The 14932-nt window shown below is 69.0% G+C and carries 15 protein-coding genes and 1 tRNA gene; 5 read left to right on the top strand and 11 right to left on the bottom strand.

The annotated features are described in order from the left end of the window. Nucleotide 1: 1 nt before the first annotated feature. From HLB44_RS22385 to cysS, 11 genes are all read right to left on the bottom strand, one after another. The gene (locus tag HLB44_RS22385; protein WP_173127331.1) at nt 2-1603 is read right to left on the bottom strand and encodes an MFS transporter; all 1602 of its coding nucleotides are present in this window, start codon (nt 1601-1603) and stop codon (nt 2-4) included. Between the two features lie 56 nt (nt 1604-1659). After that, the gene (locus HLB44_RS22380) at nt 1660-2889 is read right to left on the bottom strand and encodes an acyl-CoA dehydrogenase family protein (RefSeq protein WP_173127328.1); all 1230 of its coding nucleotides are present in this window, start codon (nt 2887-2889) and stop codon (nt 1660-1662) included. A gap of 113 nt (nt 2890-3002) precedes the next feature. Further along, entirely contained in the window at nt 3003-3848 is an 846-nt protein-coding gene (locus HLB44_RS22375; RefSeq protein ID WP_173127325.1) for a hypothetical protein, read from the bottom strand. An 88-nt stretch (nt 3849-3936) separates the two neighbouring features. Further along, nucleotides 3937-4893, bottom strand: coding sequence for a GGDEF domain-containing protein (locus tag HLB44_RS22370; RefSeq protein WP_173127322.1), 957 nt, complete (start codon nt 4891-4893; stop codon nt 3937-3939). A gap of 80 nt (nt 4894-4973) precedes the next feature. Beyond that, nucleotides 4974-5387, bottom strand: coding sequence for a MaoC family dehydratase (locus HLB44_RS22365; RefSeq protein WP_246312434.1), 414 nt, complete (start codon nt 5385-5387; stop codon nt 4974-4976). A gap of 308 nt (nt 5388-5695) precedes the next feature. Beyond that, nucleotides 5696-5788 (bottom strand) — tRNA-Ser (locus HLB44_RS22360). A gap of 58 nt (nt 5789-5846) precedes the next feature. After that, nucleotides 5847-7124: an aspartate kinase gene (locus HLB44_RS22355; protein ID WP_173127316.1), complete on the bottom strand. Its 1278-nt coding sequence runs from the start codon at nt 7122-7124 to the stop codon at nt 5847-5849. A 59-nt stretch (nt 7125-7183) separates the two neighbouring features. Then, nucleotides 7184-8482 (bottom strand): tRNA lysidine(34) synthetase TilS, encoded by a 1299-nt coding sequence (gene tilS / locus HLB44_RS22350; protein ID WP_246312412.1) that lies wholly within the window; start codon nt 8480-8482, stop codon nt 7184-7186. Continuing rightward, nucleotides 8479-9450 carry an acetyl-CoA carboxylase carboxyltransferase subunit alpha gene (locus tag HLB44_RS22345; protein ID WP_173127313.1) on the bottom strand — a complete coding sequence of 324 codons (972 nt, stop codon included), beginning with the start codon at nt 9448-9450 and terminating at the stop codon, nt 8479-8481. Before HLB44_RS22345 ends, tilS begins: the two co-directional genes overlap by 4 nt. Before the next feature lie 64 nt (nt 9451-9514). Then, nucleotides 9515-10171, bottom strand: a complete 657-nt coding sequence (locus HLB44_RS22340) for a DNA-3-methyladenine glycosylase family protein (protein WP_343051474.1) — start codon at nt 10169-10171, stop codon at nt 9515-9517. A 2-nt stretch (nt 10172-10173) separates the two neighbouring features. Then, the gene (gene cysS / locus HLB44_RS22335; RefSeq protein WP_173127310.1) at nt 10174-11553 is read right to left on the bottom strand and encodes a cysteine--tRNA ligase; all 1380 of its coding nucleotides are present in this window, start codon (nt 11551-11553) and stop codon (nt 10174-10176) included. Between the two features lie 203 nt (nt 11554-11756). On the opposite strand from cysS, the gene HLB44_RS22330 reads away from it, so the two are divergent. Genes HLB44_RS22330 through HLB44_RS22310 form a run of 5 tightly spaced genes read left to right on the top strand, consistent with a single transcriptional unit; the run spans nt 11757 to nt 14932 of the window. Beyond that, nucleotides 11757-12281 carry a tetratricopeptide repeat protein gene (locus HLB44_RS22330; RefSeq protein WP_173127307.1) on the top strand — a complete coding sequence of 175 codons (525 nt, stop codon included), beginning with the start codon at nt 11757-11759 and terminating at the stop codon, nt 12279-12281. A gap of 52 nt (nt 12282-12333) precedes the next feature. Further along, on the top strand, nt 12334-12879 hold the full coding sequence (locus HLB44_RS22325; protein WP_246312432.1) for a peptidylprolyl isomerase: 546 nt from the start codon (nt 12334-12336) through the stop codon (nt 12877-12879). Nucleotide 12880: 1 nt separating this feature from the next. Then, nucleotides 12881-13384, top strand: coding sequence for a peptidylprolyl isomerase (locus HLB44_RS22320; protein ID WP_173127301.1), 504 nt, complete (start codon nt 12881-12883; stop codon nt 13382-13384). A gap of 1 nt (nt 13385) precedes the next feature. Further along, nucleotides 13386-14153: a UDP-2,3-diacylglucosamine diphosphatase gene (locus HLB44_RS22315; RefSeq protein WP_173127298.1), complete on the top strand. Its 768-nt coding sequence runs from the start codon at nt 13386-13388 to the stop codon at nt 14151-14153. Then, complete coding sequence (locus HLB44_RS22310; protein WP_173127295.1) at nt 14150-14932, top strand: M90 family metallopeptidase; 783 nt, start codon at nt 14150-14152, stop codon at nt 14930-14932. Before HLB44_RS22315 ends, HLB44_RS22310 begins: the two co-directional genes overlap by 4 nt.

Here is a 14932-nt window from a genome sequence, read left to right as displayed (position 1 = left end):
CTCAATCGGCACTCTCGGTGCGCGTGTCCAGCGTCTCGGCGATGTAGCGGCGCAGCAGCGGCGGCTCCGGCCCGAGGTGGAATTCGAGCCGTTGCGCGCGCAGCGCCGCGTCCGAGGCGCTGAAGCGCACCAGCCGCCGCTGGTGCTCGACCCAGTTCTCGTCGACGAAGTACTCGATGTAGCGGCCGGCCTCCGCCGAGTCGCGGAACAGGCCCCACGACAGCGCGCCCTGGCGCAGCCGCGCGCGCCGCGTGGCCTGCATCACCTGGGCGAATTCGGCCGCGCGCGCCGGATCGATGACGTACTCCAGCGTCACCATCACCGGCCCTTCGTGCGGCGCGATCGGCACCGCCGGCTCGGGCAGCGTGCGCGTGGGCACCGGCGTGAAGTCGAGCTCCGGCCCGTTCTCGATGCGCAGCCGCAGCGTCAGCAGCAAGGCCACCACGCCGAAGACGGCCGCCGCGATCACGCTGGTGCGCACGCTGGTCCAGTCGGCCACCTGGCCCCACAACAAGGCGCCGGCGGCCGAGCCGCCCATCAGCGCGGTCTGGTAGATCGACATGCCGCGCGCGCGAATCCAGTCCGGCAGCGCCATCTGCGCCGACAGCGTCAGCGAGTTGGCCACCGAGATCCACGCCATGCCGACGATGACCATCGCCGGCAGCGCCACCCAGATCTCGGGCACAACGACGATCAGCACGCTGAAGGCGGCATGCACGAGGGTGCCGTAGAGGATGAACTGATCGCGGCTGAAACGCGCGCGCAGGTTCGGGAAGAACAGCGCCGCGGCGATCGCGCCACCGCCGACGCAGGACAGCATCACCGTGAACGTCGCCGGCCCGCCGCCGTGCAGCTGCCGCGCCACCAAGGGCAGCAGCGCGACCAGCCCATAGGCCTGCACGAAGAACACGAAGATGCGCAGCAGCACGACCTTCAGCCGCGGCGACTGCATCGTGAACGCCAGGCCCGCGCGCATCGCGCCGACGAAGCGCTCGCCGGGCAGCGGGCTGGTCTCCTGCACCGAGCGCCAGCGCAGGATCATCAGCATCGCGACGGCGGCGAGCAGCGCATTGAGCACGAAGACCGCTGCCGGGTTGACCAGCGAGATCAGCGCACCGGCGACCACCGGACCGATCACGCGCGACAGGTTCATCGAGATGCCGTTGAGCGCCAGCGCCGCCGACAGATGCTCGCGTTCGACGACCTGCGGCACGATCGCCGCGAACACCGGCCAGCGCATCGCGAGGCCGATGCCGTTGAGCGCCGTCAATGCGAGCAGCAAGGGCGCGTTCAATGCGCCGAGGATCGACAGCAGCGCCAGCAGCAGCGCGACGAACAGCACCCACAGCTGCGTCGACGCGAAGTAGCGCCGCCGGTCGACGATGTCGGACATCGCGCCGCTCGGAATGCCGAGCAGGAACACCGGCAGCGTCGACGCCGTCTGCACCAGCGCGACCATCACCGGGTTGGTCGTCAGCGACGTCATCAGCCACGCGGCCGCGACGTCGTTCATCCACATCGTCAGGTTCGCCGCGAGCCAGGCGAACCACAGCCCACGGAACACCGGGTTGTGCAGGGGCGCGAGCGCAGCAGGCGTGGGCATCGAAGGGGATGGTGCCACACGGGTCCGCGGCGGCCGCGCGACCCGCCCCTGCCCCGCTAGCGTCGGGTCGCCGCGCGCTTGGCCAGCTCGATCTTCGCGATCGCGTTGCGGTGCACTTCGTCCGGACCGTCGACGATGCGCACCGTGCGCTGGTGCGCGTAGGCTTCGGCGAGCCAGAAGTCCTGGCTGACGCCGGCGGCGCCATGCGCCTGGATGGCCCAGTCGACCACCTTGCACGACATGTTGGGCGCGACGACCTTGATCATCGCGATCTCGGCCTTCGCGGCCTTGTTGCCGACGGTGTCCATCATGTGCGCCGCATTCAAGGTCAGCAGGCGCGCCTGGTCGATCATGCAGCGCGACTCGGCGATGCGCTCATGCCAGATCGACTGCTCCGCCAGCGGCTTGCCGAAGGCCACGCGCGCCTGCAGCCGGTCGACCATCATCTCCAGCGCGCGTTCGGCGGCACCGATCGATCGCATGCAGTGGTGGATGCGGCCCGGCCCGAGCCGGCCCTGGGCGATCTCGAAGCCGCGGCCTTCGCCCAGCAGGATGTTGTCGACCGGCACGCGCACGTTGTCCAGCACCACCTCCATGTGGCCGTGCGGCGCGTCGTCGTAGCCGAAGACGGTCAGCGGGCGCAGCACGGTGACGCCCTTGGCATCGCGCGGCACCAGCACCATCGACTGCTGCGCATGGCGCGGCGCGTCGGCGTCGGTCTTGCCCATGACGATGAAGATCGCGCAGCGCGGGTTGCCCGCGCCGGAGCTGAACCACTTGCGGCCGTTGATGACGTATTCGTCACCCTCGCGCCGGATGCTGCACTGGATGTTGGTGGCGTCCGAGGACGCGACCGCCGGCTCGGTCATCAGGAAGCCGGAGCGGATCTGCCCGTCGAGCAGCGGTTCGAGCCAGCGCTGCTTCTGCGCATCGGTGGCGTAGCGCTCCAGCGTTTCCATGTTGCCGGTGTCGGGCGCCGAGCAGTTGAAGACCTCGGAGGACCACGACACCCGTCCCATCAACTCGCACAGCGGTGCGTAGTCCAGGTTCGAGATCCCGCCCTGCCCCTTGTAGGCGTGCGGCAGGAACATGTTCCACAGGCCGGCCGCGCGTGCGACGACCTTCAGCTCGTCGATCAGCGGCAGCACCTGCCAGGGATTGCCGGCGCGCCGGTATGCGTCGAGCTCGGCGTGGTGGCGGCCTTCGTTCGGATAGATGTGCTGGTCGAAGAACGCGCCCAGGCGCTGCAGCAGTTCCTGCGTCTTCGTCGAGTGGTTGGCGAACATCGCGGCCCTTTCGTCGTGGAATGCGCCGATTGAAGCAGTTCCCAGGCTGGGCCGTCGTCGCCGACGCGACGCCCGCGCCGGCTTGTCTGGACAAGCTCGGTCCGACGCCGACCCTATCCCACCGCCTGCCAGGCCACCGCGCACCAGCCCAGCGCCATCAGCGTGACCGCCGCCATCAACAGCGCCATGCCCCAATGCCGCCCGCGGGCGAATTGCCACGTGCCGATGCCCGCCTGCAGCGCCACCAGCGGGGCCACCACCGCATAGGCGATCTGGAGCACGCGGTTCAGCCCGGCGGGCTGCGTCCAGCCGAGCACTGCGCTCAGCACGATGACCGCAGCGACGAACAGCCCCAGCGCCAGGGCCCGACGACGCTGTGCCGGCGCCGGCGGGGGCGCGGGCGGCGCCGGCGCATTCACCGCGCTCATCGCCGCCGCGAGATGCGGCGCCCGTGCCGACACATCGGCCACCAAGGTGCCTTTGCGCAGGTGCCAGGCGAAAGCCTCGATCGGGATGAAGCGGCACTCGGCGATCCAGCCGGCCTGCTCGCCATCGTGCAGGCCGGACAGGCCGCTGAAGAAGCCCAGCCGCCGCGCGCTGGGCGTGTCGAGCGGCTGCGCGAGCACGAAGCCTTCGTGCATGCGCTCGGCATGGAAGCCGGCCACGTTGCTCCACGGTGTTTCGAGGGTGTAGCCGACCTGGCGCAGGCGCAGCCCGGCGGCGGACAGCTCGAGCGTCGTGCGGCGCCAGACCCATTCCCAGCCGGCCAGCGCCGTGCCGGCGACGAGCAGCAGCACCGCCCCGGCTGCACCCGCGCCCGCCTCGGCGCTGCCCGCCAGCCACAGCCCGCCGAACAGCAGCGGCGCGAACATCCACCACATCAGCCAGCGCCGCCAGCCGCGCAGCCGGTAGCGCTGCTCGGCCGGGTGACGCCACGGCTTGACGCGTCGAATGCTCACTAGACTTCCTGCCGGAAAGCAGTGCGCCACTGTACTTCGATGCGCTTGCTGTCGCGATTCGACGACTTGTCGACGGTCAGCGGCGGCGCTACGCCCGCTCCCGCTTCCTTGCAACCAGCTGCTCATCCGCCTGCTGCAGCGCCTCCCGCAACCCCACGGCGCCCGAGCTGATGACCACGCTGGAACCAGCGCTGAACCGCAGCCCATACGCGACCCCAGCCCGCCGGTTCACCCCATCCACATGCCGCTGCAAGCGCGCCAGCGCCGGCGGCACATCCGCCAGCCCCGCAGCGCTCAGCAGCACCACGAACTCGTCCCCGCCGAGCCGCGCGACGACATCGCAGACGCGGAAGGTCTGCGTCAGGCAGCCGGCGAATTGGCGCAGCGCGTCGTCGCCCTGCTCGCGCCCAAGCGCATCGTTGATCTGCCTGAAGCCGTCGAGATCGATGGACAGCAGGCAGGCGGCCTCGCGGTCGCGCTCGATGTGGTTCAGGCACTGCTTGGCGACGAGCTCGAAGCCGCGGCGGTTGAGCAGGCCGGTCAAGGGATCGGTGGTCGCCGATTCGGCGCACGCCAGCTCGCGCTCGACCAGCGCCGCCAGGTCGGCCAGGTGGCTGCGGTCGGCATCGGTGAAGCCTCTCGGCTGCGTGTCGGCGACACCGAACGAGCCCAGCAGGTGCCCCATCGCGTGAACGGGGTGGCCGGCGTAGAAGCGCACGTGCGGATCGCCGGTGACGTTCGGGTTGTCGTGGAAGCGCGGGTCCTGCAGCGCGTCCTCGACGACCAGCGGCCGGGCATCGTGCACGACGTGGCCGCAGAACGAGGTGGCGCGCGGCGACTCCGCATCCTTCAGGCCGATGCGGGACTTGTGCCACACGCGCTCGGCATCGACCAGCGTGACGGCGGCCATCGGCGTGCCGAACAGCGCCTGCGCCAGCCGGGTGATGCGGTCGAAGCGCTCGTCGGGCGGCGAGTCCAGCAGCTGCAGGCTGCGCAGCGCGCGCACACGGTTGTCATCGTCGTGGGTCACAGCAGCCAGGGTCATGTTCGCACCTCATCAGGAGGCGATCAGTGTCCCCAGCCGCGGCGCCGGCCGAACCCGAGAACAGCGGCCCGATTCCGCGCCTAGTCAGGCGATCCGGCCGCATCGACCGGCCGGCGGCGGAACATGCCCCAGCCTTCCATCGACAGCACCGCGTCGCCGTGCTGGTTGAACACCTCCCAACGCGACTGCACCAGGCCGACGCCGGGCCGGCTGTTCATCGGCCGCGCCTGCAGCACCGTCAGGCGCGCGCGCAACGTGTCGCCGGGGAATACGGGCTTGAGCCAGCGCAGGCTGTCGATGCCGGGGCTGCCGAGGCTGGCGGCGTCCAGCAGGTAGTCGTCGCACATCATGCGCATCGTCATCGCGCAGGTGTGCCAGCCGCTGGCGGCCAGGCGCCCGAACAACGAGGCCTCGGCGGCCGCGTCGTCCAGGTGGAAGGGCTGCGGATCGAACTCGCGGGCGAAAGCCAGCACGGCCTCGCGGGTCACCGGCATGTGGCCGAAGTCGCGCACATGGCCGGCGGGGAAGTCTTCCCACCAGTAACGCGGAAAACGAGCGTCAGCGGGCGGCGCTTGCGCGGCGTCGGTCGCTTCGATACGGTGTCGGCCGGGCGTGGCCGGCGCAGCAGGGTTCTCGTCGGTCATCGGGCCAGCATACCCGCGCGCCGGCAGAGGCCGTGGCCGCCGCCGGCATCCCCCACGACCGCCACGCCGCCGCCGCTGGCCAACCTCAAATCAACGACCCAGAAATGAAAAATCCCTCACTGTCTTGCACCTTGATGCACCACAGTGAGGGATCGTCCTGGCGGAGTCGGAGGGATTCGAACCCTCGATGCAGGTTTTGCCCACATACTCCCTTAGCAGGGGAGCACCTTCGGCCACTCGGTCACGACTCCAAGCCAGCGCGCATTCTAGCAGCGGGTTTTCGCTGTTTTGCAGCGCGCCGACGCGACTTCAGTTGCTCGACGTGTCGACCGCATCCAGACCGAACGACTTGTGCAGCGCGCGCACCGCGAGCTCCATGTACTTCTCGTCGATCACCACCGAGGTCTTGATCTCGCTGGTGGTGATCATCTGGATATTGATCCCCTCTTCGCTCAGCGTGCGGAACATCTTCGCCGCCACGCCGACGTGGCTCTTCATGCCGATGCCGACGATCGAGACCTTGCAGATCTTCGGGTCGCCGAGCACCTGCGTCGCGCCGGTCGATGGCGCAACCGTGCCCTTCAGCAGGTCCAGCGTGCGCTGGTAGTCGTTGCGGTGCACGGTGAACGAGAAGTCGGTGCGGCCGTCGTGCGACATGTTCTGCACGATCACGTCGACATCGATGTTGGCCTCGGCGACGGCGCCGAGGATCTGGTAGGCGATGCCCGGCTTGTCGGGCACGCCGACCACGGTGAACTTGGCTTCGTCGCGGTTGAACGCGATGCCCGAGACGACGGCTTGTTCCATCTTTTCGTCTTCCTCAAAGGTGATCAGGGTGCCGGACTTGGCCTCTTCGTCGATGTTGATGTCCCACGGCGTGAAGCTCGACAGCACGCGCAGCGGCACGCGGTACTTGCCGGCGAATTCGACCGAGCGGATCTGCAGCACCTTCGAGCCCAGGCTGGCCATCTCCAGCATCTCTTCGAAGCTGATGGTGTGCAGCCGCTGGGCTTCCGGCACCACGCGCGGGTCGGTGGTGTAGACGCCGTCGACGTCGGTGTAGATCAGGCACTCCGCCGCCTTCAGCGCCGCGGCCACCGCCACCGCCGAGGTGTCCGAGCCGCCGCGGCCGAGCGTGGTGATCGAGCCTTCGTCGTCGATGCCCTGGAAGCCGGTGATGATGACCACCTTGCCCTCGGCCAGTTCGGCGCGCACGCGGGCGTCGTCGATGCTCTCGATGCGCGCCTTGGTGTACGACGAATCGGTCTTCACCGGCACCTGCCAGCCGGTGTAGCTGACCGCCGGCATGCCCTCGGACTGCAGCGCCAGCGCCAGCAGGCCCACCGACACCTGCTCGCCGGTGGAGGCGATCATGTCGAGCTCGCGCATCGCGGCGGCATCGATCGTCGCCGGCTGCACTTCCTTGGCCAGCCCGAGCAGGCGATTGGTTTCGCCGCTCATCGCGGACGGGACGACCACCATCTGGTGGCCTGCGCGGGCCCATTTGGCGACGCGCTTGGCGACGCTCTTGATGCGCTCGGGCGAGCCCATCGAAGTACCGCCGTACTTGTGAACGATCAGTGCCATGTGAGAACAGAAATTCGAGGCACGATGACGCGCGGCCCCGGAGCGCGGAATCGGCGATTTTAGCTGCTGCGGTGCAACAGCCAGCGCAGGCCGCATTGCGGCGCGCCGGGCGCGGCGAGTGCGCGAGCGTCGATGCCGAGGCCGGGGACGAAGAGCAGGCGGTCGCCGGACCACAACAAGGGGCCGCTGCGCTCGTCGGGCGCGATGCCGGCCTGCTGGTACTGCTTCTTCAAGCTGCGCGGGGGTGTGCGCGGCGCGCGCTGGAACGATTCGCCGCCGCTGCGGGCTGCGATGCTCACCTGCCGCAGCGCGTCGACGCCGATGCCACCGCTCGCGACGGCGGTGACTTCAATCGCGCCCTGCCACTGAGGCAGTTCGTGAATCCCGGGGGTCGACAGGTCGAGCGTCGGCGTCTCGCGCGGCGATGGGGCGCCCTCGACGAAACGCAGTCGACCGCGATAGCAGCTCAGGCGACGCTGCACATCGAGCGGCCACGCGCCTTGCCGGCGATCGGGCAACTCGACGAGCAGGCGCTGCACGAGGCTCTCCGGCGCGCCCGCCAGCCAGTGCCGCAGCGCATTCGCGCGCCGCGCTGGGGACAAGGCCTGCCATGCGGCGACGTCGAGACCGCGTTCATCGACGAGTGCGCGCAGATCGGATTCGGCCAGTTCGACGAGCGCCGCGGCCGCTTCCCACGCCCGCTCGGCGACGGCTACCAGCGCCGTCTCGGCCTGCGGAAAGTGGCCTTCGAGCGCCGGCCACAGCGCGAGCCGCAGGCGGCTGCGCGCAAACCGCGGATCGGCATTCGAAGGATCGTCGATCGGGCGCAGGCGATGGCGCTGCACGTAGTGCTCGATCGCCGTGCGCGGCTGATTCAGCCAGGGCCTGGCCCAGTCGATGCCGCCGCGCTCGAAGCGACGTGGCATAGCGGCCAGGCCACGCGGACCCGCGCCACGCAGCGCCTGCAGCAGCACCGTCTCGGCCTGGTCGCGACGGTGCTGCGCCAGCAGCACCAGCGAAGCGCCCTCCTCGATCGCCATGCGCTCGAGCGCCGCATACCGCTCGCGGCGGGCCCAGGCCTCGATGCTGTCGCCCGCGGCAGGCGCACCCACGAGGCGATGCCAGCGCAAGCGCACCGGCCAGCCTTGGCGTTGCCAGCGCCCGCACAAGCGAATCGCAGAGCGCACCCAGTCGCCTGCCTGCGGCTGCAGCCCGTGGTGCACATGCAAGGCGACCACCGACAGCCCGAGCGGCTTCGCCGCCCGCACGGTGGCGTGCAGCAAGGCCAGCGAATCACGTCCGCCGCTGAAGGCCACCGCCACGGTGGCGGCATTCAGCGTGGCGGGCGAGACGCTCAACGTTCCTTGGTGTCCGCGTAGCGGCCGTAGGCCTGCAGGCGGTCGTAGCGGCGCTGCAGCAGGTCCTTGACCTTCAGGTCCGAGACCTGGCGCAGGCCATCCACCAGCGCGCGCTTGAGCTGCGAGGCCATGTGGCGCGAATCACGGTGCGCGCCGCCGACCGGCTCGCTGACGACCTTGTCGATCAGGCCCAGCGCCTTCAGCCGATGCGCGGTGATGCCCAGCGCCTCGGCGGCATCGCTCGCGCGCTCCGAGGTCTTCCACAGGATCGAGGCGCAGCCTTCCGGCGAGATCACCGAATAGACCGAGAACTGCAGCATCAGCACCTGGTCGGCGACACAGATCGCCAGCGCGCCGCCGGAGCCGCCCTCGCCGATGATCGTCGAGATGATCGGCACCTCGAGCTGGCACATCTCGAAGATGTTGCGGCCGATGGCTTCCGACTGGCCGCGCTCCTCGGCGCCGATGCCGGGATAGGCGCCCGGCGTGTCGACGAAGGTGAACACCGGCAGGCCGAACTTCTCGGCCAGCTTCATCAGGCGCAGCGCCTTGCGATAGCCCTCCGGGCGCGACATGCCGAAGTTGCGCAACCCGCGCTCCTTCGTGTCGCGGCCCTTCTGATGGCCGATCACCATGCAGGGCTGCCCGTTGAAGCGCGCCATGCCGCCGACGATCGAGGCGTCGTCGGCGAACGAGCGGTCGCCGTGCAGCTCCTGGAAGTCGGTGAAGATCTCGTTGACGTAGTCGAGCGTGTAGGGACGCTGCGGGTGCCGCGCGATCTGCGTCACCTGCCAGGGCGACAGGTTGGCGTAGATCTCTTTCGCGAGCTGCTGGCTTTTCTTGTCGAGGCGGTCGATCTCTTCGGAGATGTCGACGGCCGACTCGTTCTGCACGTAGCGCAGCTCTTCGATCTTGGTTTCGAGCTCGGCGATCGGCTGCTCGAACTCGAGGAAGTGTCTTTTGCTCATCCGCCTCAGCAGGTTGAGTGGAGGGGTCCGGCGTGACGCGAAGCGCGCGTGGGCTTCGAGGGCGTCAATAGTCGACCGGGAGGGGGTCGAGGCTGCGCCAAATGTACCATGTGGCTACAGAGCGAAACGGCGCCCACGCCTCGCCGACCTCGCGTGCTTCGGCCCGCGACACCGGCTCGCCGCTGAAGTAGTTCTGGCTGATGCCCTTGATCAGGCCGAGGTCGTCGACCGGCAGCACGTTCGGCCGCATCAGGTGGAAGATCAGGAACATCTCGGCGGTCCAGCGGCCGATGCCGCGGATGGCGACCAGCTCCTCGATGATCGCCTCGTCGTCCATCTGCTGCCACAGCTTGACGTGCACGGTGCCGGCCTCGAAGTGGCGCGCCAGGTCCGCGAGGTATTCGGTCTTGCGCGCCGACAGGCCCGCGCCGCGCAAGACCGGCGCATCGAGCTTCAGCACCGCGCCCGGCGAGAGCCGGGTCGACAGCCCACCCGCGGCGGCGGCGAAGCGGTCCCACACCGATTGCGCCGCCTTCACCGAGATCTGCTGGCCGACGATCGACCGCGCCAGCGTCGTGAAGGCATCGCCGCGGCTTTGCAGCCGCGCTTCGCCGAACTGCGGGATCAGCTTCTTCATCACCCGGTCGCGCCGGCCGAGGTGGCGGCAGGCGTCGTCCCAGTAGTCGGGCGTGACGCCCGCTGCACTGCTCTTCGTCGGCACGGTCAGGCCCGGAACCAGGTCGTGCCTTGCGGCGAATCCTTCAGCTCGATGCCCTGCTCGGCCAGCTCGCGGCGGATGCGGTCGGCTTCAGCGAAGTTCTTCGCCTGCTTGGCCGCGGCACGCGCGTCGATCGACTGCTGAATCGTCGCTTCGTCGAGCGTGCTGCCCGCCTGCAGGTAGGCCCGCGGCACCTGCTGCAGCACGCCGAGCGTGCCGGCGAGCTGGCGCAGCAAGGCGGCCGTCTGCGGCGAGCGCGTGCGGTTCAGCTCGTTGGCCAGCTCGAACAGCACGGCCAGGGCGGCCGGCGTGTTGAAGTCGTCGTCCATCGCGGTGCGGAAGGCCGCGGCCTGCGGCTGCGCCCAGTCGATCGCAGGGCCCTGCGCCGGCACGTCGACACCGTCGAGCGCCGTGTAGAGCCGCCGCAGCGCCGAACGTGCATCCTCGAGATTCACGTCGCTGAAGTTGAACGGGCTGCGGTAGTGCGTGCGCAGCATGAAGAAGCGCAGCGTCTCGCCGTCGAACTTCTGCAGCACGTCGCGGATGGTGAAGAAGTTGCCGAGCGACTTCGACATCTTTTCGTTGTCGACATTGAGGAAGCCGTTGTGCAACCAGTAGTTGACGAAGGGCTTGCCGAGCGCGCCTTCACTCTGCGCGATCTCGTTCTCGTGGTGCGGGAACTGCAGGTCCATGCCGCCGCCGTGGATGTCGAAACGCTCGCCGAGCACGGCGCAGGACATGGCCGAGCACTCGATGTGCCAGCCGGGACGCCCTTCGCCGTAGGGGCCGGGGTATTTCGCATCGGCCGGCTCGTCGGCCTTCGCGGCCTTCCACAGCACGAAGTCGAGCGGGTCGTCCTTGCCGTCGGCCACCGCCACGCGCTCGCCGGCACGCAGCTCGTCGATCGACTTGCCCGAGAGCTTGCCGTAACCCGGAAACTTGCGCACCGCGTAGTTCACGTCGCCGTTGTCGGCGCGGTAGGCCAGGCCCTTGTCTTCGAGCGTGCCGATCAGTGAGAGCATCTGCGGCACGTACTCGGTCGCCCGCGGTTCGTGCGTCGGCGTGGCGATGCCGATCGCGCCGATGTCCTCGCGCATCGCGGCGATCATCTCGTCGGTCAGCTGGCGGATCGTGATGCCGCGCTCGACCGCACGCCTGATGATCTTGTCCTCGATGTCGGTGATGTTGCGCACGTAGGTGACGCGGTAGCCGCTCGCCAGCAGCCAGCGGTAGACGACGTCGAAGGCCATCATCATCCGCGCATGCCCCATGTGGCACAGGTCGTAGATCGTCATGCCGCAGACGTACATCCGCACGTGGCCGGGTTCGATCGGCACGAAGGGCTCGATGCGGCGGGTGAGCGTGTTGTACAGGCGGAGGCTCATCGGAATCTGGCGACGCAAGCGGCCGACTGGAGCGCTTGGGCGCCGGGTCGGCTCGAAGAGGTGGGTGCGGGAGGAGCCGTCGCGCCGTGGGGCTGTGGTGGACCGGGCGGCGGCGGGTCTTACAATCGATTCAGTATAGCGGCGCACCGTCGCGGCGCCTCGCGGCACCCTTCGGCGATGGGCCGGTTCCGCTTCCTGATCCGATGCCCCGATTTCCCTTCCTTTCTCGCCTCGCCGCCGCGCTCGCGGCGCTGTCCGCCGCTGTCGTCGTGCACGCCGCCGAGGGGCCGGACGTGGCGCGCGACATCGAGCGCCTGTACCGCAGCGGCGACACGGCGCTGGCCTTCCAGCGGCTCGACCAGGCCCTGGTGGCGCAGGCCAGCAACGTGAAGCTGCGCTTCCTGCGCGGCGTGATGCTCTCCGAGACGCGGCGCGAAGCCGAGGCCATCACGGTCTTCGAGCGCCTGACGCAGGACCATCCCGATCTGCCCGAGCCGTACAACAACCTCGCGGTGCTGCACGCGGCGCGCGGCCAGCTCGACCGCGCACGCGAGTTGCTCGAACAGGCGCTTCGCTACGACCCGACCTACTTCGCCGCGCTGGAGAACCTCGGCGACGTGTTCGTGCGGCTGGCGCAGCGTGCGTACGAGCAAGCCGGCTCCAACCCGCGGGCCGAACCGAGCCTGCAGCGCAAGCTGAAGCTGGTGCGCGACTTCGGCGCGCGCTGAACGGATTTCACTCACCCCTCTCTGGAGCCTGTACCGGATGCGATCCTCTTTGATGCGTTGTGCTTTGGCGCTGGCGATCGGCGCCAGTCTCTGTGGCGTTGCAGCGGCCCAGAAGGTGCGCTTGTCGACGACGGCTGGCGACATCGTGCTGCAGCTCGATGCCGAGAAGGCTCCGAAGTCGGTCGAGAACTTCCTGCAGTACGTGAAGGCCGGCCACTACAACGGCACGATCTTCCACCGCGTGATCGACAACTTCATGATCCAGGGCGGCGGCATGACGGCCGACATGAAGGAGAAGCCGACACGCGCGCCGATCCAGAACGAAGCGCGCAACGGGCTGACCAACCAGCGCGGCACGGTTGCGATGGCGCGCACCTCCGACCCGCATTCGGCGACCTCGCAGTTCTTCATCAACGTGAACGACAACGCCTTCCTCAATGCTGCCGACACGAAGGACGGTTATGCCGTGTTCGGCCGCGTCGTCGAAGGCGAGCAGGTCGTGGAAAAGATCAAGACCGCACCCACCGGCAACAAGAGCGGCCACCAGAACGTGCCCGTGCAGCCGATCGTGATCAACAAAGCCACCGTGGAGAAATGACATGACCAAGACCGTCGAGATGACCACCAGCGCCGGGGTGCTGCGCATCGAGCTCGATGATGCGAAGGCCCCGGCCAGCGTCGAAAACTTCCTCGCCTATGTACGCGCCGGCCACTACGACGGCACGGTGTTCCACCGCGTCATCAAGGGCTTCATGGTCCAGGGCGGCGGCTTCGGGCCCGACATGCAGCAGAAGCCCACGCGCGAAGCGATCGCCAACGAGGCCGGCAACGGCCTGAAGAACCAGAAGTACACGCTGGCGATGGCGCGCACCAGCGCCCCGCATTCGGCGACCGCGCAGTTCTTCATCAACACCGCCGACAACGAGTTCCTGAACTTCAAGTCGGAGTCGCCGCAGGGCTGGGGCTACGCGGTGTTCGGCAAGGTGGTCTCGGGCACCGACATCGTCGACAAGATCGAGCGCGTCGCGACCGGCCGCAAGGGCTTCCACGACGACGTGCCCAATGAAGACGTGCTGATCCAGAAGGTCGTCGAAGTCGAGTGAGATGCCGGCCCCCGGCGAGCTGCACGCCGACCCCGCCTGGGACGCGATCGACCTGCTGTCCGATGTCCACCTGCATGCGGCGATGCCGCGTACTTTCGAGGTTTGGCGACGGCACCTGCTGACGACACCGGCCGATGCGGTGCTGATGCTCGGCGACCTGTTCGAGGTGTGGGTCGGCGACGACGCGCGCTTCGATGGCTTCGAGAAGGCCTGTGCCGACGTGCTGCGCGAGGCGGCCGCGAAGCGTGTGCTCGGCTTCCTGCCGGGCAACCGCGACTTCCTCGTCGGCGATACGCTGCTGCGCGAGTGCGGCGTGATGCGGCTGCAGGATCCGACGTTGCTGCAGGCCTGGGGCCAGCGCCTGCTGTTGACGCACGGTGACGCGCTGTGCCTGGCCGATACCGCCTACCAGCAGTTCCGAAGCCAGGTGCGCGGCGAAGAATGGCAGGGGCAGTTTCTCGCCCTGCCGTTGGCCGAGCGCCAGGCGGCCGCGCGGGCGATGCGTGATGCCAGTGCGGCGCACCAGGCTGGCATGCCGCCGGATCAATGGGCCGATGTCGATGCCGCCGCGGCGGCAGACTGGTTGGCGCAAGCCGGCACCGACTGCATGGTGCACGGCCACACGCACCGCCCGGCGGTGCATGCGCTGCCCGGTGGCCGCCGACGTCACGTGTTAGGCGACTGGGATCTCGACGGGCCGCATCCGCGCGCGCTCGCCCTGCGCCTGACGCGCGCCGGCCTCGCGACGCTCGACCTCGCCCACGCATGAAGCGCTGGCTCGCGCGTTGGCGCTCCCACCGTGAAGCGCGGGCGCTCGAGCGCCGCGCGATCCCCGACGCCTTGTGGGAGCTGACGGTTGTCCGCCTGCCCTTCCTCGCCGCCCGCCCGGCGGAAGACCTGCAGCGGCTGCGTCAGCTGGCGAGCCTGTTCCTGGATCAGAAAGAGTTCATCGGCGGCGGCGACCTCGTCGTCGACGACGCGATGGCCGTGTGCATCGCGGCCCAGGCCTGCCTGCCGGTGCTGCGCTTCGGGCTCGAGCCGTATCGCGGTTTCGTCGGCATCGTCGTGCACCCGGACGAGGTGGTCGCGCGCCGCGAAGTGACCGACGACGATGGCGTCGTGCACGCCTACGACGAAGTGCTGTCCGGCGAGGCGATGGAAGGCGGCCCGGTGATGCTGTCCTGGCACGACGTGCACGAGGCCGGCAACACGGCCGAGTGGAGCTACAACGTCGTGATCCACGAGTTCGCCCACGTGCTCGACATGGGCGACGGCGAGGCGGACGGCGTACCGCCACTGCCGACCGTGGCCGAGCGAGAGGCCTGGGCCGCGTTGATCGATGCCGACTACGAGCGCTTCTGCGAGCGGGTCGACGCCGGCGAAGAGACGGTGCTCGATCCGTACGGTGCCGAGGGCGTCGACGAGTACTTCGCGGTCGCCAGCGAGGCCTTCTTCGTCAACCCGAAAGCAATGCGCGCCGAGCATCCCGAGTTGTACGGGATGCTGGCGCGCTATTTCGATCAGGATCCGGCCAGCTACACCGGGTGA

Origin of the sequence: Pseudaquabacterium terrae (assembly GCF_013266755.1) — a bacterium.
In the GTDB taxonomy this organism is placed as follows: Bacteria; Pseudomonadota; Gammaproteobacteria; order Burkholderiales; family Burkholderiaceae_C; genus Pseudaquabacterium; species Pseudaquabacterium terrae.
Note: the sequence above shows the minus strand (reverse complement) of the source record. Positions and strands in the feature narration are given on the sequence as shown.

Coding starts and splice junctions, on each gene's coding strand:
- HLB44_RS22385 (WP_173127331.1), bottom strand. CDS start 1,603: ATGCCCACGCCTGCTGCGCTCGCGCCCCTGCACAACCCGGTGTTCCGT.
- HLB44_RS22380 (WP_173127328.1), bottom strand. CDS start 2,889: ATGTTCGCCAACCACTCGACGAAGACGCAGGAACTGCTGCAGCGCCTG.
- HLB44_RS22370 (WP_173127322.1), bottom strand. CDS start 4,893: ATGACCCTGGCTGCTGTGACCCACGACGATGACAACCGTGTGCGCGCG.
- HLB44_RS22365 (WP_246312434.1), bottom strand. CDS start 5,387: ATGCCGGTGACCCGCGAGGCCGTGCTGGCTTTCGCCCGCGAGTTCGAT.
- HLB44_RS22355 (WP_173127316.1), bottom strand. CDS start 7,124: ATGGCACTGATCGTTCACAAGTACGGCGGTACTTCGATGGGCTCGCCC.
- HLB44_RS22345 (WP_173127313.1), bottom strand. CDS start 9,450: ATGAGCAAAAGACACTTCCTCGAGTTCGAGCAGCCGATCGCCGAGCTC.
- cysS (WP_173127310.1), bottom strand. CDS start 11,553: ATGAGCCTCCGCCTGTACAACACGCTCACCCGCCGCATCGAGCCCTTC.
- HLB44_RS22330 (WP_173127307.1), top strand. CDS start 11,757: ATGCCCCGATTTCCCTTCCTTTCTCGCCTCGCCGCCGCGCTCGCGGCG.
- HLB44_RS22325 (WP_246312432.1), top strand. CDS start 12,334: ATGCGTTGTGCTTTGGCGCTGGCGATCGGCGCCAGTCTCTGTGGCGTT.
- HLB44_RS22320 (WP_173127301.1), top strand. CDS start 12,881: ATGACCAAGACCGTCGAGATGACCACCAGCGCCGGGGTGCTGCGCATC.
- HLB44_RS22315 (WP_173127298.1), top strand. CDS start 13,386: ATGCCGGCCCCCGGCGAGCTGCACGCCGACCCCGCCTGGGACGCGATC.
- HLB44_RS22310 (WP_173127295.1), top strand. CDS start 14,150: ATGAAGCGCTGGCTCGCGCGTTGGCGCTCCCACCGTGAAGCGCGGGCG.